Genomic DNA, 21,602 nt, shown 5'->3' with positions numbered 1-21,602 from the left:
CAGAAACGAGGTCAGCCGATGAGCATGGAATCCGTGGCGTGGGACGTCATGTACAAGGCCGCCCACGACCCCGCCCACGAAGCAGGAGGCGGCGGACGACGCGGCCGCCGAGCACGCCCGACCGACACGACGGACCGGCGGGTCACCATGCGTCGTATCGGCGGCTTCGCCCGCCCGCACCTGCGCCGGATCGTCGTGTTCCTGGCGCTGTCGGTGCTGCTCGCGGTCCTCACCGTGATCACCCCGCTTCTGGCGGGGCGGGTGGTCAACCTGATCACCGACGCCGACCCGGCGGCGGGTGGCACGATTATCGGCCTGTCGGTGCTGATCGCGCTGATCGCGGTCGCGGAGGCGGTCACCGGCATCGGCGCCCGCTGGCTGTCGGCCAACATCGGCGAAGGGTTGATCCTGGATCTGCGCCGCGCCGTCTTCGACCACGTGCAGCGCATGCCGGTCGCCTTCTTCACCCGCACCCGTACCGGCGCGCTGGTCAGCCGCCTCAACAACGACGTGATAGGCGCGCAACGCGCCTTCAGCGACACCCTGTCCGGGGTGGTGTCCAACGTCGTCACACTCGTCCTGACCTTGGCGGTGATGCTGGCGATCAGCTGGCAGATCACCCTGCTCACGCTCGTCCTGCTGCCGGTGTTCGTGCTGCCCGCGCGGCGGATGGGCCGGCGAATGGCGGGACTGGCCCGCGAAAGCGCCGAGTACAACGCCCGGATGTCCACGCAGATGACCGAGCGGTTCTCGGCACCCGGCGCCACCCTGGTGAAATTGTTCGGCCGTCCCGACCGCGAATCGGCCGAGTTCGCCAACCGGGCGGATGCGGTGCGCGACATCGGAGTTCGGCAGGCCATGCTGCAGAGCTACTTCTACAGCGCACTGATGCTGGTGTCCGCGCTCGCCTTGGCGCTGGTGTACGGACTCGGCGGATGGTTCGCCGTGCACCAGCATCTTTCGGCCGGTGCCGTGGTCTCACTGGCACTGCTGCTGACCCGGATGTACGCGCCGCTCACCGCGCTGGCCAACGCCCGCGTCGAGATCATGAGCGCACTGGTGAGTTTCGAGCGGGTCTTCGAGGTCCTCGACCTCGAACCGCTGATCCAGGACAAGCTCGGCGCGATCGACGTACCCGGTGTCGGGGACGGTGTCTCGGTGCGTTTCGCCGATGTGTCGTTCACCTACCCGGCGGCCGACAAGGTGTCGCTCGCCTCGCTGGAAGAGGTCGCGCAACTGGACAGCCGGGGCGGCACACAGATCCTGCACAACGTCGACCTGAGCGTTCCGGCCGGCACGATGGTCGCGCTCGTCGGCAGTTCGGGCGCCGGCAAGTCGACTATCGCGTCGCTGGCCACCCGGTTGTACGACGTCGATTCCGGATCGGTGACCCTCAACGGCGTCGACGTCCGCGAACTGACCGGCACCTCGGTGCATCGCACTGTCGGGATGGTGACCCAGGACGGACACCTGTTCCACGACACCGTCCGCGCGAACCTGACCTTGGCCAGGCCCGACATCACCGAGGACGAGTTGTGGACCGCACTCCGGCGGGCCCGGCTCGACGACCTGGTGCGGATGTTGCCGAACGGCCTGGAAACCGTTGTCGGAGAACGCGGATACCGACTATCGGGTGGCGAGCGACAGCGGCTGACGATCGCCCGGCTGCTGCTGGCGAAACCGGCCGTCGTGATCCTCGACGAGGCCACCGCGCACCTGGACTCGACGTCGGAGGCAGAGGTCGCCGACGCGCTCGCCGAAGCGCTGGCCGGGCGGACATCACTGGTGATCGCGCACCGGTTGTCCACGATCCGGGCCGCCGACGAGATCGTCGTCGTCGAGGACGGGCGCGTCGTCGAACGTGGCACCCACCCCGACCTGCTCGAACGTGACGGCCGCTACGCGCAGCTGTACCGGACCCAGTTCGCGCACGCGTGAGGTGACGCGCCTACAGCGACCGGTAGTCGCGCACCGACATGCGGGGGCCCTTGCGTTGCGGCCATGTACCGTACCGCACACACAGCCGCACGACCCGACCGCGTTGTCCGGCAAAGGGTTCGAGAAGTTCAAGCATCCCGGCGTCGTCGACGGGAGTGCCGGCAAGCGTCTGCCCCACCACCTTCGGGATGTGGAAGTCGCCCACCGGCACCGCGTCGGCGTCGCCGACGGCGCGCATCCGGGTTTCGGCCGCCGTCCACGGACCCACCCCGCGCAGCACCGTCAGCTTGTCGGGGTGGCGTTCGGCATCCATCGACGTCGCCCCGCGGATGGTGCGCATCCGAACCGGTTCGATGCCGCTGCGATGCCACTCCCACGTCGGGATCCGTGCCCACACCTGCGGCGGGGGCGGCACCCGCATCGACTCGGCGACCGGCCCGGGTGCGGGTTCGCCGAAGCGCCGCAACAAGTATCGCCACGCCCGCCACGCCTCGGTGCTCACCACCTTCTGTTCGAGGATGGCCGGCACCAGCGCCTCCCACACCCGGCCGGTGCGGCCGATCCGGTAGCCGCGTCCCCGCCGCACCAGCGCCGCAACCACCGGATCATCGGCGACAAGTTCCTCCGGATTATCCAGTGCACCAAGGACTTCGGGAAAACGCTCGACCAGCCACTCCCCACCCGGCCCCCAACCGGTGCCACGCACGCCGTCGGGACCGGACTGAAGTCGTAACGTCCCGGGGCCGTCAGGGGTATACGAGGCCCGCCAGATCGATCCGTCCGGCGCGTACCGCATCGAGGGGTCACCCGAGCCGCGGTGCAGACCGTCGACGGTGGCGCGCACATCCAGGGGCCAGGGCGGTACCCAGAGGCGGCTGGTCATGTCACAAACCCCACCGATATGCCCCGGGCATCGACAGTGCTGCGATGCCCCGGACCATCGGTGGGGTTCTTGTGCGGACCGGCAGGTCTCACAGGTTGATCATGTGTCCGATCGCGCCGTGGAAGGTTTCCTGCAACGCCTCCGACAGGGTCGGGTGCGTGTGCACATTGCGCGCCAGTTCCTTGGCGGTCAGATCCCATTTGTGGGCCAGGGTCAGCTCCGGCAGCATCTCGGAGACGTTGTCGCCCACCAGATGTCCACCGAGCAGCTCGTCGGTGTCGGCGTTGGTGATCAGCTTGACGAAGCCGGCCGTCGCGGCCAGGCCCTGCGCCTTGCCGTTGGCCGAGAACGGGAACTGGGTGGCCTTGACGCTGTAACCCTCGTCCTTGGCCTGCGCCTCGGTCAGGCCGAACGAGGCGACCTGCGGCTGACAGAACGTGGCGCGCGGCATGAACCGGTAGTCGCCCAGTGTCATCGTCTCGGCACCGGCCATCGTCTCGGCGGCCACCACACCTTGAGCCTCCGCGACATGGGCCAGCTGCAGCTTGGCGGTCACGTCACCGATCGCGTAGATACCGTCGACATTGGTGCGCATGTAGTCGTCGATCGCGATGGCTCCGCGGTCGGTGAGCGCCACCCCCGTCTTCTCCAGACCGAAGCCGTCGACGCGTGGGGCGAAACCGACCGACATGAGCACCTTGTCAACGGTGACCGAACCATCGGCGCCCTTGGCATCCTTATAGGTGACCACCACGTCGTCGCCGTTGTCGGTGACCGTCTGCACTCCGGTGGAGGTGAGGATCTTGACGCCGAGCTTCTTGTATTCCTTGGCGATGACCTTGGAGACGTCGGCGTCCTCGTTGGGCAACACCCGGTCCATGAACTCGATGATGGTGACGTCGACGCCGTAGTTGGCCAGAACGTAGCCGAACTCCATACCGATGGCGCCGGCTCCGACGATCACGATGGAACCGGGCAGCTCACGAGTGAGGATCTGGGTCTCGTAGGTGACCACGTTCTCGGACAGCTCGACACCCGGCAGCAGCCGCACGGTGGAACCGGTGTCGATGATGACGTTGTCGAACGTGATGACCCGGTCGCCGACGGTGATGGTCTTGGCGTCGGTGAACACCCCGTAGCCGTCGATCTCGGTGATCTTGTTCTTCTTCATCAAGAAGTGGACACCCTTGACGATGCCGTCGGACACCTTGCGGCTGCGATCGAAGGCGGCGCCGAAATCGAAGGTGGCGGTACCGGAGATACCGAACGTCTTGGCCTCGTGATTGAAGACATGTGCGAGTTCGGCGTTACGCAGCAACGCCTTGGAGGGGATACACCCGACGTTGAGGCACACACCTCCCCAGTACTTTTCTTCGATGACGGCAGTTTTCATGCCCAGCTGAGCAGACCGGATCGCGGCCACGTACCCACCTGGACCAGCACCCAGGACAACTGTTTGGAAGTGTTCAGACACGCCCCCTACCCTACGTCCGCCACCGATCGCCGCGCAGGGCTCCCGCGTACTCGGTAGTAGCCCTCGGTGACGGCCCTCGCCTCCGGGTCGGTCCCGACCGCCCGGACACAGGTCGGGATGAGCATCGACAAGCAGGTGAAGGTAGCGTGTTGGAGTGCCCCTGCACTCGGACGACCTCGACTGGATCCGCGGCTTCTGCCTGCGTTATCTCGCCGGCCACGGAACAGAGGCCGTCGTCGACGACGCCACCGATCTGCGCTGTGCAGACGGCACCGTGTACCGGTTCGAGGAGATCGTGCGACTGTGCGCGTCGACGACGCGCGGCAACTGGACCCAGGCGATCAGCGGCCACCTCGACGCGCTCATGGCGCTGCGATCGGACCTGCGCATCGACGACCTGACGTCGGCCGAACTCGACATGCAGGTCAGGGCCCGGGTACTGCCCACCGCGAGCATCGCGGTATCGGCGACCGACCTGTCGTACGCGCGGCCCGTCTCCGACGACCTGAGTGTCGTGCTGTGCGTCGAACGGCTTCGCCGCCCGAGCCCCGCACGGACCGCGCGCCCGGGATTCCGCCAGCCCGGGACAACTCCCGATGACGCACCCACCACCCGGTTCCCCCCTCTGCCCAGGCCCGGGTCGGCAGCCGAGATGGTGATGGTCGACGAACCGCGCACCGACCGGTTCCCGGCGGCACACACCGTCCCCACCAACCCGTTCCGGGTGATCTCGCCCGACATGACAGTCGACGACCACGACGACGTCATCTACCTCGACGCCGCCCAGGTCGACGCTCGCGGCCGCGACCGGCTGTTCACCATCGGTATCGGCAACGTCGAAGCCGAACCGCTCGACCGCGTCGCCACATCCACCAGCGGCTCGCTGGTCGCACTCGGCGGTGCGTCGGTGTTCGTGGCGTCGAAGGTCCTCACGATGCGATCGCTCGCCCACCACGTCTACCGGGGCGCCGCCGCCCCGCACGGGGTGGTGTTCGGCATACCCGACAGGCACCGCATCTTCGTACACCGTATCGTCGGCCCGTCCGCGATCGGCGCAATCAACGAACTCGCCTCGATCACCGCCCAGCACCACGAGAACACCGCCGACGGCGTGTCCGCGAACATCTACCACTGGCATCGTGGCCAGATCACCCGCATCTCCCGCGCCGAGTCGACCGAGCACAAGCTGTCGATCACCATCTCCCCGGGACCCGAACTCGAGGACATCCTCAACGCCCTGACGTAAGCGGCAACGCCGGGTGAGAACTCACGCTGCCCCCACGTCGGCCGAAGTGTAAGGGGCCGAGGTGTGCGGGGCCGAAGTGTGCGGGGCCGAAGTGTGCGGGGCCGAAGTGTGAAGAACCTTGGCGACGGGCCTCGAAACCTCCTGAGACGCCATGCCCGGATACGAATATCCCGCCGAAACCGGACAGCACCTGACCGCATTGTGCGCGACCATCGACTCATGGAGATACGACCGGCATCGAACTTCGACGACATGCGCACCCTGGTAGGACCCAGACGGCCCGATGCCAATGTCTGCTGGTGCCTGAGCTACCGGATTCCGTCGAAACAGAACCTCGCATTGCGCGGACCGGAACGCGGTGAGTTCGTGCGTGATCTGTGCGGCCGGAAGACGGCGCCCGGGGTCCTCGCCTACGACGGCGACGACGTCGTCGGATGGGCCGCCGTCGCACCGCGCACGGACACCACCTTCGCCCGCAACCGCAAGATCCCCCATCTCGACGACCAGCCGGTGTGGTCACTGTGGTGCGTACGGGTCCGGCCCGGTTTCCGTAAGCGCGGCGTGGTGGCGCCCCTGATCGCAGGGGCCGTCGACTTCGCCCGCGATCACGGTGCGCCGGCAATCGAGGCCTACCCCGTCGACAACGGCGACGAACGCGTCAACCTCACCATGGCCTACGTCGGAACCCGAAAGATGTTCGAGCAAGCCGGATTCGAGAAAGCCGGCGACACCACATCGGTGATCGACGGCTTCCCCAGAATCATCATGCGCCGGTCACTGTGACCCCGGCCGATCGGTCACGGCTTCACAGGCATCATCTCAACCATCGACAGACGGGTTTCCGCCCCCACCTCCATTGCCACCGCCCCCTCCGCTACGCGGCGGGTTGATCACGGACCGATCAAACTGATGAGTTGTCCTATACCGGAATCGATCTAAGCCATTGAAGTACCTTCCACCAGAAATTCACCAAGTTAAATTCGAGTGGAAACAGCATGGCTCGAGAGAAAAGGAGAGAGTGATCGCCCGGTGGGTCGAAAACTAGAGCACCATTCTTTGTGCTCGACAATCAACCACCAGTCGCTCACCCGACGTGTTGCTCGGTTGATCACAGTGGCACGGCGACTCCTCGTAACCGCGTACGGGCCCACTCCTCACCGAAGACGACCCCGGCAGGACCTCCCCACCCTGCCGGTTGAGGTGCGAGCTTGCGAGCCTCGAAACCTGGTGAGACGACATTGTCCGCTCGCCAGGTTTCGAGGCTCGTCGCTAACGCTCCTCGCACCTCAACCGGCGAGGGTGGCGGGTGACAGGGCTGTGGACAACGCATTCGACGTGATCGTGATCGCACGATGGAATGTCGTCATGGCGCACATGTACATTCTCGAATGCCGCGACGGAACGCCATACGTCGGCAGCACCCGGAACCTCGAACACCGCCTCCAACAGCACGCCGCCGGCAAAGGTGCCGAATACACCAGAAGGCGTCTGCCCGTCACTCTGCGCTGGGCAGCCGAAACCGATTCCGTGGCAGAGGTATACGCGTGGGAGAAGCGCGTCCAGGGTTGGTCGCGTAAGAAGCGGGAAGCGTTGATGCTCGGCGACTTCGAGCTCATCTCCGAATTGTCACGGCGCAGAACCGGCAAACCTCGGACCACCGACACTTAGGATCGACCGTCGGCGACATCACCATGTCAACGGGTTTCGAGATTTGCCGCCAACACTCCTCGCACCTCAACCATCCCTCCGGTTGAGGTGCGAGCCTGCGAGCCTCGAAACCTGGTGAGAAGACAATACCCACCCACGGGGACCGGCGGTGGTGCCACTCGAGACATGGCAACGTCGACGGCTACCCCGGAATCATAAGGTGGGCATTGATCCGCTTCCACCATCGTTACCGCCGCCACTTCGAGTCGGGTTGATCAGGTCTTCGACGAAGTTGATGAGTTGTCCGATACCGGAACCGATCTGGGCCACGGCAGGCCTTCCTGCCAAGAATTCACGAAGTGGAATCCGTGCAAGAGAGGCGTAATTCGAGCCAGATGGAGCGGGTAGTCTCGGTCTAAAACTCAATCGGTCCTTGTTTGCATTCGCTAACCATCCACCGGCCGTCTGCGCGCGGCATCATCGCGTCAACCTCCGGTACCCGAGACACCGACCACCTGGCCGGTGGAGGCAACATTGTCCGCTCACCAGATTTCGAGGCTCGTCGCTCACGCTCCTCACACCTCAATCAGCGGTAGTCGCCGGTTGAGGTGCGAGCCTCGTGAGCGGACAACATCGGGCGTGTCACCAGATTTCGAGGCTCGTCGCTTGCGCTCCTCGCACTCAATCGGCGGTGGTCGCCGGTGAGGGGGGAGGGACGCCGACGTTATTCGCCGAAGACTACGACCATGGCGGGGCGGACGGAACGGGGGCCGACGAGCAGGCCGGGCCGGATGGGGTCGGCGACGGTGCGGGGCTCGGTATCGCCCTCGACGGGGCGGACGTCGACGGCCTCCATCGTCGAAACCTCGAAGGGGTCGCCCACCGATGGCGTGATGACGGTGCCGCCGCGACCGGTGATAAGACGTTCGAGACTGCCAGAGATGGCGGCGAAGGCGGCGTCACCGGACCGGGCGCAGGAGTCGGCGTCGATGAAGATCGAGAACAACTCGACCAGGAGGGGCAGGTCGGGGCCCGAGGCGCGGGCGCGGTCGGCGTCGACCAGTTGGTCCAGGGTCTGCGCCTGACGAACCACCACCCGGGTCAGGTCCTCGACCCGCTCGGTCAGGTGCGCCAACTGATCGCCGGATGCCTGCACGCCCTCCGCCGCCGCGGACTGCGCTCCGTCCTCCGGTACTGCCGCACGTCCGTCGTCAACGTCTGTCATCTGCTCAGATTAGCGTGCGTGTTCGGGTCTGCACCCGAGCGATTTGCGCTGTTAGTCTGGCTGATCGTGGGCGTCTACGGAATCGACTTGGGCACGACCAACTCAGCCATCGCGACCGTGGACGCAGGCAGCAGGCCCCGAATAGTCCCCGGTCTCGACGGTTCGCAGACCACTCCGAGCGTGGTGTTGCTGGCCTCGGCGTACGACCATGTGGTGGGTGAGGGAGCCCGGCGGCAGGCCCGACTGGACCCCGACAATGTGTGTGCGCTGGTCAAACGACGCATGGGGGACGCCGACTGGCGGTTCGTGGCGCACGGACAGACATGGTCGGCGCCGGCGATCTCCGCGCTCATCCTCAAATCGCTGATCTCCGACGCCTCGTTCTCCGGCGAACAGGTACAACGGGCGGTCATCACGGTCCCCGCCTACTTCGGCGACGACGAACGCCGCGCCACCATCCAGGCCGGCACCTACGCCGGTATCGAGGTGGCCGGGGTGCTGTCCGAGCCGATCGCCGCCGCCCTCGCCTACGGGTTCAGTAAACTCACCGACGCCTTCGCTTCGTCGACACCCGACGAAACGGTGCTCGTCTACGACCTGGGCGGCGGAACCTTCGACGCCACCGTCATCGAACTGGCCGATCGGCGTATCTCCGTGCTGTCCGTGGACGGCGACCACCAGCTCGGCGGAGCCGACTGGGACGAGCGGATCGCGCTGCACCTGTCGGAGGCGTTCCGCGCCGAACATCCCGACGCCGAGGATCCGCTCGACGACTCGGCCGGCTCGCAGGCGCTGGTGCTGGCCGCCGAACGTGCCAAGCACGAGCTCTCCGACGCCGCGTCGACGTCGGTGATCGTCGCCCACGACGGCAGGCGGTCGGTGATCACGCTGACGCGCGCCCAGCTCGAAGACCTCACCGGTCCGCTGCTCAAGCGCACCATCGAACTGACCCGGTCGTGCCTGGCCGCGGCCCGCGATCGCGGGGCGTCGACCATCAATCGGGTGCTGCTGGTGGGCGGCTCGTCGCGGATGCCGATGGTCGCCGAGGCGATCCGTGGTGAACTCGGGCTCAACCCGCAACTGTCCGACCCGGATCTGGCAGTCGCGAAGGGCGCGGCGATCTACGGCGACAAACTGGAGATCGAGAGGCTGGTGACCGCCGATCTGCGCACCCGTGGCCGCCTCGCCGACGGTGCGCCGCCGCTGTCCGCCTCCTCCGCCGACCTCGACGAGTCGTGCGGCCGCGTCGCCGCCGCATTCGGCCTGCCGGTGAGCGGGGTGCGGCGGATGCTCGAGATCAGCGTCGACACCGTGGTGTCCCGAGGCTTCGGCATACTCGCCGTATCCAACGGCGACCTGCGCGCGACATGGCTGGTGCATCGCAACCAGACGCTGCCGATCCGGGTGCGCCGCTCGTTCGGCACGATGCGCGCCGATCAGGACATCATCGAACTGACCGTCCTCGAACAGGCCGGGCAGCAGGAATCGTCGCGGCCCGAGGATGCGAAGGTGCTGATCGAGGGCACCATCCGCGATATCCCCGGCGGCTACGAACAGGGCAGCGAGGTGCAGGTGACCTTCGAGATGGGATTCGACGGCGTGCTGCACGTGACCGCATTCCACGTCGAGGCCGGCATACCGTTGACAATGTCGGCGAAGACCGGTGCGACGCTGTCGCAGGCGGAGGTCAGCCGCGAACTCGAACAGGTCCACCGGACCCGCCGACGCGACGGGTGAACACCATGCGACCTTTCGACTCCAATGACTACCGCAAACGCGTCCTGGCCGCCGTCGACCGTCGTGGCGGGACATCGACCTCCGATTCTTTTGAACTGTACGATATTCCGCTGGAAGATGCCGAGCTGATCACCGACGATCAGGCAGTCGGCCGCATCGAGGCGGTGTGGGCGTTCTGGCAGAAGCAACGCGACCACCCCAAGTACCGCACCCTGGTGGCCGAGCTGGTGAAATCCCACGACACCCGATCGAAACCATTGCGGTACACCACCAGCCGAATTGCCGAGGCACGATCGGTTGCGGCACAACGTGGTCAGCGCGATGCCGGACGATATGAGTTGCTCGACAACGCGATCGAACGGCTCACCGAACGATACGGCGGGATCCCGCAGTCCAAACGGGCCGGACTGTTCGACATCGGCGCGATGGGCGGCCTGGCCCCCGACGAGATCGAGGCACGGTTGCGTCGGCACCGCACCGTCGACGACGAGACACCCGCCGCCCCGCGACCGGCCGCACCCGCCCCGATCAGCGAGCAGCGGCTGAACCAGATCGCCAGACTGCTCGGCGAATTCGACCAGATCCGGTCCGGCGGCGAACCCACCCCGACCCTGCTGGCGCTGCTGCGACTGACCCTCGACGACGCCACCGATGCCGACGAGATCGCCGAACGTGTGGGGATGGTGGCCGAACGGGCCCGGGAAATGCCTGCCGGCCCCCTGCGCGCCGTGCTCGACGAACTCGTCGTCCACTGCCGCGCGATCCTGCTCGGCGACATCACCAGGATCATCGGCTACTGCAAGGCGGTCAGCGAAACGGTGGCCGACTACCTGCGGCCCCGGGTGCGTGCGGCGGTGCTCGTGGAAGACGTTCTGCGGCACGGTGACTACGAGTTCCTGTTCGAGGAGGCCATCGACCGTGGACTGGGTCCGGCCGGCGCCCGGACCATGCTGCACAACCTGGCGGGAGAATTCGGTGCGGCGGTGGAGAGCGTGCCGGGCTCGATCACCCGGCCCGCGGCCGCCCCGGCACCGCGGCAGCAACCCGCCCCGGTACCCCGATCCACCCCGACCCCACAACCCGCACCGGTTTCCCAGGTGTCACCGGCACCACCGGTTTCCGGCCGCATCGACACCACCCGCCGATCTCCGAGAAGGCAACGCACCGCACATAGTCCGGTACCGGAAGCCGCACCTGTCGCGCCGATCCTCACCCGGAACACCGCACCGACGCCCGCACCGGCAGGCCCGCCCACCGCGGCGGGACTGCCCGCCGTGGCCGTGTTCGGCGCCGGTGGCGGAGTGCTGACCTTCGCCTGGCCGCCCGGTGTCACCGAGGCGATGGTGTACCTGCGACGCGACACCCCGCCGACCGCCCCCGGCGACCCGGCTGCGACGGCGCTGAAGATCACCAACTCCCGCTATCACATCGACGGCGGATTCGTGGTGCCCGACAACGCGCGGCCGTGCCATGCGGCGGTCGCGAGCTGCCGGCGCGCGGCGAACGGCACGCTGGAGGTGGCCGACGCGTTCGGCCGACGCGCCCGGATCGAGGTCCGCTGACGAACCGATCCGACACGACACCCGCAGCACCCGAAACGGGTTCACCGCGCCGAACCGACACAACAGATCTCACACCTACCGCACCGCGAGCAGAGCAAAGGACCGACTGACATGGGTATCGACTACAACAAACGCCCCTCCGCACCGCAGCAGCCGCCGACACCCCCGCAACCTCCGGCCCAGCCCTACCAGCAGCAGCCGCCCGCCTACCCGCCGCAGCAGCCGCCCGCGCAGCCGTACCAACAGCCCTACCCGCCGCAGCAGCCGCCCGCGCAGCCGTACCAACAGCAGCCCCCTGCCCAGCCGTACCAGCAGCAGCCGCCGGTCCAGCAGTACCAGCAGCCGCCCGCTCAGGCTCCCGTGTCGCTGCAGAAGGTGACGCTGACCAAGTCGGCGCCGAGCGTCTCGCTGACCAAACAGGGCTCCACGACCGGCCAGCTGCGGATCAACCTGAACTGGACCAGCGGCGCCAAGAAGGGCGGCTTCTTCAAGCGCGCCAGCGGCGTCGACCTCGACCTGGCCTGCCTGTGGGAGTTCACCGACGGCAGCAAGGGCATCGTGCAGGCCCTCGGCAACTCGTTCCAGGCACCGCGCCAGGGCCAGCCGATCATCTACCTCGACGGCGACGACCGCTCCGGCTCGGCCGTCGGCGGCGAGAACATGTACATCGACCTGGGCGCGACGCAGAACATCCGGCGCATCCTGATCTTCGCCTATATCTACGAGGGCGCCCCCAACTGGGCGGCGGCCAACGGCGTCGTCACCGTGTTCCCCACCAACGGGCCGCAGATCGAGGTGCACCTGGACGAGGCCGACCAGAGCGCCCTGTCGTGTGCGATCGCCCTGTTCGAGAACCGTGGCGGTGAGCTGGTCATCAACCGTGAGGTCCGCTACATCCGTGGCGCCCAGGACAAGGTCGACGAGGCCTACGGCTGGGGCCTGAACTGGAAGGCCGGCCGCAAGTAGTCCGCGGCAGCCGGCCATGCCGTCATCCGAGCCGTTGCCGTTCGACCCCATCGCCGAGGCCCACCGCAGGTGAGTACGCCAGGGCTGGGACGATGCGGCCGATGCGATGGCCGCGATCATGCGGGTCCGGCAGATCATGCTCGCGAAGGTCGAGTCCGTGCTCAAGGAGCACGGGCTGACCTTCGCCACCGCGCTGTGGTACAGGCACACTGGTGAGGTGACCGAAACCCCCGCAGCAGACGATCCGTACCTCTGGCTCGAAGAGGTGACCGGCGACGCGGCGCTCGACTGGGCCCGTACCCACAATGAGCCGACCGTCGCCGAACTCACCGATTCGGACCGGTTCCGTGACATGCGGGCCGCGACGCTGGAGGTCCTCGACACCGACGAACGGATCCCGTACGCACGGCGGCGCGGGGAGTTTCTGTACAACTTTTGGAAGGACGCGCAGAACCCGAAGGGGCTGTGGCGGCGGACCACCCTGGAGTCGTACTCGACGGAGTCGCCCGACTGGGATGTGCTGCTTGACGTCGACGCACTCGCCGACACCGAAGACGAGAACTGGGTGTGGTCGGGCGTGACGATGCTGCGACCGGACTACACCCGCGCACTGGTCTCGCTCTCGCGTGGCGGCGCCGACGCGGCGGTGGTCCGCGAGTTCGACGTCGCCGCCCGATCCTGGGTGACCGACGGGTTCACGCTGCCGGAGAACAAGTCCCGCATCGATTGGATCGATCACGACACCGTCTGGGTGGGCACCGACTTCGGGCAGCAGCCCGACGGCCACGGCGCACTCACGTCGTCGGGATATCCCCGGGTGGTCAAGCGATGGACCCGCGGAACCCCACTCGACGATGCTGTCACCGTGTTCACCGGCGAACCGGGTGATGTGTCGATCGCCGCATCGCACGACAGCACACCCGGCTTCGAACGCGATTTCGTCATGCGCAGCACCGACTTCTACAACACCGTCAGTTACGAACTGCGCCATGACGAATCCGGCGGCGATGAACTCGTCGAGATCGACGTGCCCACCGACTCGCGATTCGCAGTGTTCCGGCAGTGGCTGCTGGTGCTGCCCCGATCACCCTGGACCGTGTCCTCCCCGACGGCGGGCGAGGTGAGATATGCCGCCGACACCCTGCTGGTCTTCGACTACGCCGACTACCTGGCGGGCGGACGCGAGCACACCGTGCTGTTCACCCCCGACGCGCACACCACGCTCGACGACTACGTGTTCACCAGGTCTCACCTGATCCTGGTGAAACTGCGTGATGTGGCCACCGAGGTCGAGGTGATCACGCTCGGCGACTGGACGCCGGTGCCGCAACCCGGGCTGCCCGCGCTCGCCACCATCTCGGTACTCGACACCGATCCCGACAACAGCGACGAGGTGTTCTGGATGGCATCGTCGTTCACCACACCGCCGTCGTTGCTGCACGGGGACAGCGGCGCGCCGGCGCGCGTCATCAAATCCGCACCGGCACTGTACGACGCGTCGTCGGTGATCACCGAACAGCACTTCGCCGGATCCGACGACGGTACCGCGATCCCGTACTTCGTGATCCGGGACGAGAACGTGACCACCGGCCCCACCCTCCTGTACGGCTACGGCGGATTTCAGGTCTCACAGACACCCGCGTACACCGCGATCAGCGGCCGCAACTGGATCGCCCGGGGCGGCATCTACGTGATCGCCAATATCCGCGGCGGCGGCGAATACGGACCGGCGTGGCACACCCAGACCCAGAAAGCCAACCGGCACAAGGTCTATGAGGACTTCTCCGCGGTGGCGAAGGCGCTCGTCGTCGACGGGCTCACCACACCACGCCAACTCGCCGCACAAGGCGGTTCCAACGGCGGGCTGCTGATGGGGGTGATGCTGACCCGCTACCCGGAGTTGTTCGGCGCCATCGTGTGCCAGGTACCGCTGCTGGACATGCGCCGCTATCACCTGCTGCTCGCCGGGGCGTCGTGGATGGCCGAGTACGGCGACCCCGACAAGTCCGACGAGTGGGAGTTCATCGGCGCGTACTCGCCGTACCAGCATGTGCGGGCGGACACCGAGTATCCGCCGATTCTGGTGACCACCTCCACCCGCGACGACCGTGTCCACCCCGGACATGCCCGCAAGTTCGTCGCCCGGCTCGAAGAGACCGGTCACCGGGTGAGCTACTTCGAGAACATCGAGGGCGGTCACGGCGGCGCCGCCGACAACAAGCAGTCGGCCTTCAAATCGGCTCTGGCGTACGAATTCCTGTGGCGGACGATCGGCGGGGCGTAGGGCACCGCGGGCACCGCAGATAGGGACGCGTCCCGCTACCGGGCACCCCGGCGCGCGGCCACCGCGATGGCAAGGCCGAGCAGCAGCACACCGATACCCGCACCACCTACGATGTAGGAGGTCTCCCGCAGGTTGGCCAGCGCCGTGTCGACGATCACCTCGCTGACCTCACGGTCGGCTCCCGCACCGGCGGTCAGCTCGTCCTTGGCGCGGGAGGCGCCCACCACGGCCGTCGCATAGCCGGTGATCGCGGCGGCAACCGTCGCGACGCCGAGGGCGAACACGACGACCCCGCGTCGGCGCGCGAAGAGCAGTCCGCCCAGCGCACCGACGATCGCCGCCGCCACCGACACATATGCCAGGCGGGTGATGTCCCGGCCCGTCTGGTGGTAGCGGCCCGCCTCCAGGTCCGATCCGGTCAGCTGCACCAGCACCGGCTCGGTGGTCCCCACCCTGATACCGAGTTTGGCCAGAACCCGGTTCACCATCGGCGCGATGTCCAGTTCGATTCCCTGGTCGGGGCTGTCGGCGGTCGGTTCGTCGAACAGGTAGGCGTGCTGCGCCGAGGCCACCTCGACGAAATCGTCGACGAACTCGGGTGAGTCGGTGTAGGCCCGCGCCAGCGGCGTGACGAATGCGCTCGTCACGTCACCGGTGATGCTGCCCGAACCCCCGGCCCTGTCGATCACGCCGCGGGTGATCTCCTCGGTCATGTAGTCGCGGACCTTCTGCTCCTCGGCGACAGGGCGCATGGTGGTGGCAAATCCCTCGGCATCGACCAGGCGCTCCTTGACCCACAACGAGGGAACCGCGAGCACGATCGCCGCCATCGCGACGAACGTCAGAACAGCGCTGAGGAAAGTCCGCACGAGACCAAGGGTACCCAGCCGATCCGGCGGCTACTCGCCGATGGTGTCACGAGCGCGACTGACGATCAGCGGGTCGGGAACACCGACCAGTTCGGCGTCCTTGCCGGTGTAGTCGTAGGAGGCGAGAACGTGCCGCATCGCGTTCAATCGGGCCCGCTTCTTGTCGTTGCTCTTGACCACCGTCCACGGCGCGAAATCATTGTCGGTGGCGGCGAACATCGCCTCCTTGGCGGCGCCGTAGTCGTCCCACTTGTCCAGGGACGCCAGGTCCATCGGCGACAGCTTCCACTGCCGCACCGGATCGATCTGCCGGATCGCGAACCGGGTGCGCTGCTCCAGCGGCGACACCGAGAACCAGAACTTGACCAGATGGATTCCGTCGTCGACGAGCATCTTCTCGAACGCCGGCACCTGCTGGATGAACTGGGCGTACTGGTCGTCGGTACAAAAACCCATCACCCGCTCGACACCGGCACGGTTGTACCAGGACCGGTCGAAGAACACCATCTCGCCGGCGGCGGGCAGATGCTGCACGTACCGCTGGAAGTACCATTCGGTCGATTCGCGCTCGCTGGGCTTCTCCAGAGCGACGACGCGGGCACCGCGCGGATTGAGATGCTCGTTGAAGCGCTTGATCGTGCCTCCCTTACCGGCGGCGTCGCGGCCCTCGAACACCAGCAGAAACCGCTGCCCGGTCTGTTTGGTCCACTTCTGCAGCTTCAGCAGTTCGATCTGTAGCTTGCGCTTGCCGATCTCGTACTCGCGGCGACTCATCCGCTCCTCGTAGGGATAGTCCTCGCGCCACGTGTCGACCACATTGCGGCCGGGCAGCGTGAGCAGGACGGGATCGTCGTCATCGTCGTCGTTGACCGCGAACTGCGTCACATTGTGTAGGTCGACGAGCTGCTGCAACGCCTCACGGCCGTTGAGCTTGCTGAAGTCCGGTCCGAACTGGGCCTGGCCGTCCACGGCCGGTGTATAAACCTCGGTCACCCCGCCACAATATGCTCACCACCTGACCGGTAGGTGACACTGAGGTGAACCAGGGGCCGTAATCGGGCCGAAAGTCCCATTGCGGATGTGCCGGGCCGGGTCGTGTACCGGGCACGGATTCGCGACCCCGACCCACGTACCGGACCCGGCCGGATGGGCCGGGTCCGGGAAGTGAGTTACTGGACGAATTCCGCCGGGCCCAGTTTGACGCAGCCCTTGGCGAGATTCAGGTCGACGGCCACCGACAGCGCGCCGTAGCAGTCGGCGCCGGTCGGGCCGACCTTGGCCTGGCTGCCGGGCCCACCGACCGCGAGCGTGTTGCCACCCTTGGCGGCCTGGGCGACGGCCAGTGCGTTGGGTCCGACGGTCAACGAGCGCGCCACGCCACCGTCGAACGCACCCGCCAGCGCCACCGAGCCCGGCTGACGATTGTCCGCGGTCGCCCGGCCGCCGGTATCAGCCACGGCGACTGCCGTTCCGCGGCCGCCACTTTCGAGTGCCGTTGCCTGACTTCCCTTGCCCGCCTTGGCCCCACACCCCGAGTGCGCGACCACTTTCTGGATCTGCTGGCCGTCGACCGCGCGGCAGTTCACCGCCGACGCCGTGCCGGTCCCCCCGGCCGCCCCGAGGACGGCCAGTCCCGCACCAAGCCCTACTATCGCACCCACGATGCGAAAGCGAAACTTGTTGATAATCAATATCATCGGCCTCCTCAAAGAAACAACGGACGTCCACGGCGTCACGGTGCCTATACCGTAGACGACGTGGACGTCCGTCACGTGATAGACACCACGAAAAAACGTTCCGGACCCGGTGCGAGCCCCTCCGCACAGGCCGATCGACGAGGTTGAAGGCGGACAGCTGCGAAGAGGTCAGCTCGCCGAGCGGCGCCTGGCCTCGGCGATCAGCCCCTTCTTGGCGGTTTCGACGGCCGCTTTCTGGCCACGCTTGACGATCAGACCGGGCAGCTTGATCTTCAGGTCGACCTCCAGCTCGAACTCGACGCGGGTGCCTGAGTCGGTGGGCGTGAGCCGGTACGCGCCGTGCTGCAGGCTCAACTGCTTGCCCTCGATCAGATCCCAGGTACACGAGGTGTCGGTCCAGGTGTATGTCAGCGTCTGCTCATCGGAGATGCCCATCAGGCCCACGACGCAATGCACCCGATCTGGGGTGCCGTCCGGGTGCGAGGAAAGGACCTCGGCCGACTTGTGCGCCTCGGACCACTGCGGCAACGAGTCGATGTCGAGCAGGATTTCCATGATCAGCGACGGCGGGGCGTCGACGTCGAATTCTGTTCTTACGGAGACAGTCATACACCCGAACCTACCGTGCCGACCACCGATAACAGCCGAAAACACGACTTTGCCGCGGCGATTCTGGTCACGTGACCCAATCTTCCCCGTCAGAGGTCGGCGATAGCCTCAAGCGGCTTGGTCCGGGCGGCCCGTACCGCGGGCCACAGCGCCGCGAGAATACCGACGACGAACGCGGCCAGCACCGTGCCGCCGATCAGCGACCAGGGCATCACCGGGTCGCCCAGGCCCCACTTGGCCAGCGTCCTGGTCAATGCCCAACCGAGCACCGAACCGATGCACACACCGAGCACCGCACCGAAGACGGCGATCAGCACCGACTCCAGATAGATACTGCGGCGCACCTGGGCGCGCAGCATGCCGATCGCCCGCAACGTGCCGATCTCACGTTTACGCTCGACCACCGAGAGCGCGAGCGTATTGACAATGCCGAGGATCGCGATGGCCAGTGCCAGCCCGAGCATCGCGTACAACACGGCGAGCATCTGGTCGATCACGCCCGCGATGGTGCCCTTGAACTCCTCCGGGTCCTGGATCTGCACCGTCAGGAAGTCGGCGGTCGCCGTGTCCAGGCGTTCGCGCAACTCGTCGGATGTCACGCCGGGCGCCGGGCTGACCAGGACGAAGGTGGTCATCCGCAACGATCGCGGCACCAGATCGCGGTAGGCCTCGGCGCCCATGATCCACGGCTGGACGAGCGGGGTGTCCTTGAAGACGCCGGCAACGGTGACCTCGACGTCCTTGCCCCCGATCGTGGTGAAGGTGAGCTTGTCGCCGCGATGCCAGTTCTTCTTACTGGCGAAGGCCTCGGTCACCAGCAGTCCGTCGGCGGGCACCTCCGCCGAGGCGCCGTCGAGCATCTCCAGACGCAGCAGATCGCCCAGACCGTCGCCGACCGCGGCCTGCCCGGTCATGAACGAGCCGTCGTACCTGGCCTGCACCACCCCGAAGGCCACCATGCTGCCGACGCCGTCGGTGCCGGCGACCGCGTCGACGATGGAGGTGGGCAGCGCCTGCTGGTTGGTGTCGCTGATGATGAACTCCGCGCCGATCCCGGTGTCGACGGCCTCGTCCGCGGTGCCCTTGAAGGAGGCGCCCAGGATGCCGATGATCGATACCAGCAGCAGCCCCAGCGTCAGTGCGAACGCGGTGGCCGAGGTGCGCCGCGGGTTGCGCACCGCATTGGTCCGCGCGAGACTGCCGATCTTGCCGAACGGCGCCCCCAGGACACGGCCCAGGCCGCCGACGAACGGCTGCGCCAGGGCCGGACCGCCCAGGACCGCGGCGAGGATCGCGAATCCGGCACCGATGCCGACGGCCACCGCCGGGCCCACACCGACGTGGGTCGCGCCGCCGATGATGAGTCCGAGCGCGAGCACGCCGAACCCGGCGCCGACGAGCGTCCGGCGCCGCAGGTTCGAGCCGTCCTCGGCCGTACTCGCCCGCATCGCCTCGACCGGCGCCACCCGCGACGCGCGCGAGGCGGGCACCCAGGCACTGATCATCGTGACCACGATGCCGACGAACAACGCGGCCAGCACGGCCGCCGGGGTGACTGTCAGGGGCCCCTCGGGCAGACCGGTACCCGAGTTGGCCAGCATCTTGAGCAGCGCGGCCAGGCCGATACCGATCACCAGTCCGACCGCACCACCGACGACACCGACGATGAACGCCTCGAACAGCACCGACCGGGAGACCTGCTGCTTGCTCGCGCCCACGGCGCGCAGCAACGCCAGTTCTTTGTTGCGTTGCGCGACGATCATCGAGAAGGTGTTGTAGATGATGAAGGTGCCCACCACCAGACCGATGGCCGCGAACGCCAGCAGGACCGCCTGAAAGATGTTGAGGAAGTCGGTGAACGTGCTCTTGGCGTCGTCCCGGACCTGATCCCCGGTACGCACCTCGTACCGTTCGGGGTCCACGATCGCCGCCACCCGGTCACGCAACTGCTCGGGCGACACCCCGTCGACAGCACGCATGTCGATCAGCCCCACGGAGGCTCCGTCGGACATCAGCTGGCGGGCCACCGCGGCCTCGAACTGCACGTTCACAAAGCCGCTCGTCGCACCCGGCTGATCGAGCAGAGCCACCACGGTGACAGTCATCGGCTTGGAAGATCCTTGACCCACAATGACTTTGGTCTCGGATCCAACCTTGAGACCGTTCTTCTCAGCAGCCGAGGCGTTGATTGCGATCTCGCCCTTGCCCTTCGGCGCCCGGCCACCGGGCAGCACGGTGGTGGCATCGGGGGCGAGCGCCTCGTCGGCCGGGATGAACGCCGAACCGGTGCTCGGGGCACCGCCGGTGGAAATGGCCTTGCCATCGGCACCGGCGACGGTGACCATCGCGCTGTAGTCGGTGACCAGCCGATCTATGCCGAGCTCGCCCTTCCGGGAACGCAATTCGGCGACGACGCTGTCCTCGACGCCCTCTCCGGCGCTGTCGGCGGAAGGTGACACCTCCGCCGACACCCCCGGCGCGACATTGTCGAAAAGGCTGTTGAAGGCGTTGGAGATCGACGCCGTGAACACCATCGACCCGGCCACGAACGACGTGCCGAGCATGATCGAGAAGACCGTCAGCACCAGCCGCAGCTTGTGCGCGGCGAGATTGCGCAGCGACACCCGCCGCATCACCGAACGCGACATCTCAGACGACCACGGAAGGGTCTGTGCCACCGACTGTTCCAGGTCCGCCGACAACGGCGCCGTCCAGGTTCCGCATCACCTCGAACACATCGTCGGCCGACGGCCGGTGCAACTCGCGCACGATCTGTCCGTCGGCGAGGAACACCACCCGGTCGGCGTACGCCGCGGCCCGCGGATCGTGGGTGACGATGACCACCGTCTGCCCGAACTCGTCGGTGGCCGCCCGCAGAATGTCTAGCACCTCCCCCGACGAACGGGAGTCGAGATTGCCGGTCGGCTCATCGCCGAAGATGATGTCGGGGCGCCCCACCAGCGCCCGGGCACAGGCCACCCGCTGCTGCTGCCCGCCCGACAGTTCCGCGGGCCGATGCGAGAGCCGATCGGTCAGGCCGAGCCGGCCGACCACCGTGTCGAACCACGCCTGATCGACGTCGCGGCCGGCGATGTCGAGCGGCAACGTGATGTTCTCGGCCGCCGTCAGGGTCGGCACCAGGTTGAACGCCTGGAATACGAAACCGATCCGATCGCGGCGCAACGTGGTCATCGCCTTGTCCGACAACCCGGTCAGCTCCACCTCGCCGATGCGGACACTGCCCGAGGTCGCCACATCCAGCCCGGCGAGGCAATGCATGAGAGTCGATTTGCCCGAACCCGACGGCCCCATGATGGCCGTGAACTCCCCGGCACCGAAAGCCACCGACACCCCGCGCAACGCCGCCACCTCGGTGTCGCCGGAGCCATAGGTCTTGGTGAGATTGCCCGCGACCGCCGCCACCTGATGGTGCCCGGTTCCACCTCTACTGTGCGTCATGGGTAC

General features: G+C 67.0%; 17 protein-coding genes. 8 read left to right on the top strand and 9 right to left on the bottom strand.

Annotated features, from left to right (window positions below):
- The first annotated feature begins 18 nt into the window (after nucleotides 1-18).
- Complete coding sequence (locus tag GII31_RS01670; RefSeq protein ID WP_213246206.1) at nucleotides 19-1,938, top strand: ABC transporter ATP-binding protein; 1,920 nt, start codon at nucleotides 19-21, stop codon at nucleotides 1,936-1,938.
- 10 nt (nucleotides 1,939-1,948) lie between these two features.
- On the opposite strand, the gene GII31_RS01665 is transcribed toward GII31_RS01670, so the two are convergent.
- Together GII31_RS01665 and lpdA are read right to left on the bottom strand one after the other, a co-directional pair.
- Nucleotides 1,949-2,821 carry a DNA-3-methyladenine glycosylase family protein gene (locus GII31_RS01665; RefSeq protein ID WP_213246204.1) on the bottom strand — a complete coding sequence of 291 codons (873 nt, stop codon included), beginning with the start codon at nucleotides 2,819-2,821 and terminating at the stop codon, nucleotides 1,949-1,951.
- Nucleotides 2,822-2,909: 88 nt separating this feature from the next.
- Nucleotides 2,910-4,295, bottom strand: coding sequence for a dihydrolipoyl dehydrogenase (gene lpdA / locus GII31_RS01660; protein WP_260840241.1), 1,386 nt, complete (start codon nucleotides 4,293-4,295; stop codon nucleotides 2,910-2,912).
- 154 nt (nucleotides 4,296-4,449) lie between these two features.
- Between lpdA and GII31_RS01655 the strand changes: the two genes are divergently transcribed.
- The 3 genes from GII31_RS01655 (at nucleotide 4,450) to GII31_RS01645 (ending at nucleotide 7,209) form a co-directional block, all read left to right on the top strand.
- Nucleotides 4,450-5,541 (top strand): hypothetical protein, encoded by a 1,092-nt coding sequence (locus tag GII31_RS01655; protein ID WP_213246200.1) that lies wholly within the window; start codon nucleotides 4,450-4,452, stop codon nucleotides 5,539-5,541.
- A 219-nt stretch (nucleotides 5,542-5,760) separates the two neighbouring features.
- Nucleotides 5,761-6,324, top strand: a complete 564-nt coding sequence (locus GII31_RS01650; protein ID WP_213246198.1) for a GNAT family N-acetyltransferase — start codon at nucleotides 5,761-5,763, stop codon at nucleotides 6,322-6,324.
- A gap of 534 nt (nucleotides 6,325-6,858) precedes the next feature.
- Nucleotides 6,859-7,209, top strand: a complete 351-nt coding sequence (locus GII31_RS01645) for a GIY-YIG nuclease family protein (protein WP_322974139.1) — start codon at nucleotides 6,859-6,861, stop codon at nucleotides 7,207-7,209.
- Nucleotides 7,210-7,912: 703 nt separating this feature from the next.
- Here the strand turns inward: GII31_RS01645 and grpE are convergent.
- Complete coding sequence (gene grpE / locus GII31_RS01640; RefSeq protein WP_213246196.1) at nucleotides 7,913-8,413, bottom strand: nucleotide exchange factor GrpE; 501 nt, start codon at nucleotides 8,411-8,413, stop codon at nucleotides 7,913-7,915.
- 66 nt (nucleotides 8,414-8,479) lie between these two features.
- Between grpE and GII31_RS01635 the strand changes: the two genes are divergently transcribed.
- From GII31_RS01635 to GII31_RS01620, 4 genes are all read left to right on the top strand, one after another.
- Nucleotides 8,480-10,150, top strand: a complete 1,671-nt coding sequence (locus GII31_RS01635; protein ID WP_213246194.1) for an Hsp70 family protein — start codon at nucleotides 8,480-8,482, stop codon at nucleotides 10,148-10,150.
- Between the two features lie 5 nt (nucleotides 10,151-10,155).
- Complete coding sequence (locus GII31_RS01630) at nucleotides 10,156-11,712, top strand: hypothetical protein (protein ID WP_213246192.1); 1,557 nt, start codon at nucleotides 10,156-10,158, stop codon at nucleotides 11,710-11,712.
- A 111-nt stretch (nucleotides 11,713-11,823) separates the two neighbouring features.
- Complete coding sequence (locus tag GII31_RS01625; protein ID WP_213246190.1) at nucleotides 11,824-12,678, top strand: TerD family protein; 855 nt, start codon at nucleotides 11,824-11,826, stop codon at nucleotides 12,676-12,678.
- A gap of 106 nt (nucleotides 12,679-12,784) precedes the next feature.
- A complete protein-coding gene (locus GII31_RS01620; RefSeq protein ID WP_246222056.1) occupies nucleotides 12,785-14,962 on the top strand; it encodes a prolyl oligopeptidase family serine peptidase in 2,178 nt (725 codons plus the stop codon).
- 35 nt (nucleotides 14,963-14,997) lie between these two features.
- Here the strand turns inward: GII31_RS01620 and GII31_RS01615 are convergent, their stop codons facing one another.
- From GII31_RS01615 to GII31_RS01590, 6 genes are all read right to left on the bottom strand, one after another.
- Nucleotides 14,998-15,831, bottom strand: coding sequence for a hypothetical protein (locus GII31_RS01615; protein WP_213246188.1), 834 nt, complete (start codon nucleotides 15,829-15,831; stop codon nucleotides 14,998-15,000).
- 30 nt (nucleotides 15,832-15,861) lie between these two features.
- Nucleotides 15,862-16,824, bottom strand: coding sequence for a polyphosphate kinase 2 (gene ppk2 / locus GII31_RS01610; protein ID WP_213246186.1), 963 nt, complete (start codon nucleotides 16,822-16,824; stop codon nucleotides 15,862-15,864).
- A gap of 176 nt (nucleotides 16,825-17,000) precedes the next feature.
- A complete protein-coding gene (locus GII31_RS01605; RefSeq protein WP_246222055.1) occupies nucleotides 17,001-17,528 on the bottom strand; it encodes a DUF6764 family protein in 528 nt (175 codons plus the stop codon).
- A gap of 168 nt (nucleotides 17,529-17,696) precedes the next feature.
- Entirely contained in the window at nucleotides 17,697-18,137 is a 441-nt protein-coding gene (locus tag GII31_RS01600; RefSeq protein WP_213246184.1) for an SRPBCC family protein, read from the bottom strand.
- A gap of 89 nt (nucleotides 18,138-18,226) precedes the next feature.
- Nucleotides 18,227-20,770: an ABC transporter permease gene (locus GII31_RS01595; RefSeq protein ID WP_213249691.1), complete on the bottom strand. Its 2,544-nt coding sequence runs from the start codon at nucleotides 20,768-20,770 to the stop codon at nucleotides 18,227-18,229.
- Nucleotides 20,771-20,786: 16 nt separating this feature from the next.
- The gene (locus tag GII31_RS01590; protein WP_213246182.1) at nucleotides 20,787-21,596 is read right to left on the bottom strand and encodes an ABC transporter ATP-binding protein; all 810 of its coding nucleotides are present in this window, start codon (nucleotides 21,594-21,596) and stop codon (nucleotides 20,787-20,789) included.
- Between the last annotated feature and the right edge of the window lie 6 nt (nucleotides 21,597-21,602).

The organism is Gordonia pseudamarae, assembly GCF_025273675.1.
GTDB lineage: Bacteria > Actinomycetota > Actinomycetes > Mycobacteriales > Mycobacteriaceae > Gordonia > Gordonia pseudamarae.
This window is presented reverse-complemented; position numbering and strand designations above follow the sequence as displayed.

What these genes read in the sequence shown, in the direction of transcription:
- GII31_RS01670 (WP_213246206.1), top strand. Translation starts at nt 19, where the DNA reads ATGAGCATGGAATCCGTGGCGTGGGACGTCATGTACAAGGCCGCCCAC.
- GII31_RS01665 (WP_213246204.1), bottom strand. Translation starts at nt 2,821, where the DNA reads ATGACCAGCCGCCTCTGGGTACCGCCCTGGCCCCTGGATGTGCGCGCC.
- GII31_RS01650 (WP_213246198.1), top strand. Translation starts at nt 5,761, where the DNA reads ATGGAGATACGACCGGCATCGAACTTCGACGACATGCGCACCCTGGTA.
- grpE (WP_213246196.1), bottom strand. Translation starts at nt 8,413, where the DNA reads ATGACAGACGTTGACGACGGACGTGCGGCAGTACCGGAGGACGGAGCG.
- GII31_RS01630 (WP_213246192.1), top strand. Translation starts at nt 10,156, where the DNA reads ATGCGACCTTTCGACTCCAATGACTACCGCAAACGCGTCCTGGCCGCC.
- GII31_RS01625 (WP_213246190.1), top strand. Translation starts at nt 11,824, where the DNA reads ATGGGTATCGACTACAACAAACGCCCCTCCGCACCGCAGCAGCCGCCG.
- GII31_RS01620 (WP_246222056.1), top strand. Translation starts at nt 12,785, where the DNA reads ATGGCCGCGATCATGCGGGTCCGGCAGATCATGCTCGCGAAGGTCGAG.
- GII31_RS01605 (WP_246222055.1), bottom strand. Translation starts at nt 17,528, where the DNA reads ATGATATTGATTATCAACAAGTTTCGCTTTCGCATCGTGGGTGCGATA.
- GII31_RS01600 (WP_213246184.1), bottom strand. Translation starts at nt 18,137, where the DNA reads ATGACTGTCTCCGTAAGAACAGAATTCGACGTCGACGCCCCGCCGTCG.
- GII31_RS01595 (WP_213249691.1), bottom strand. Translation starts at nt 20,770, where the DNA reads ATGCGGCGGGTGTCGCTGCGCAATCTCGCCGCGCACAAGCTGCGGCTG.
- GII31_RS01590 (WP_213246182.1), bottom strand. Translation starts at nt 21,596, where the DNA reads ATGACGCACAGTAGAGGTGGAACCGGGCACCATCAGGTGGCGGCGGTC.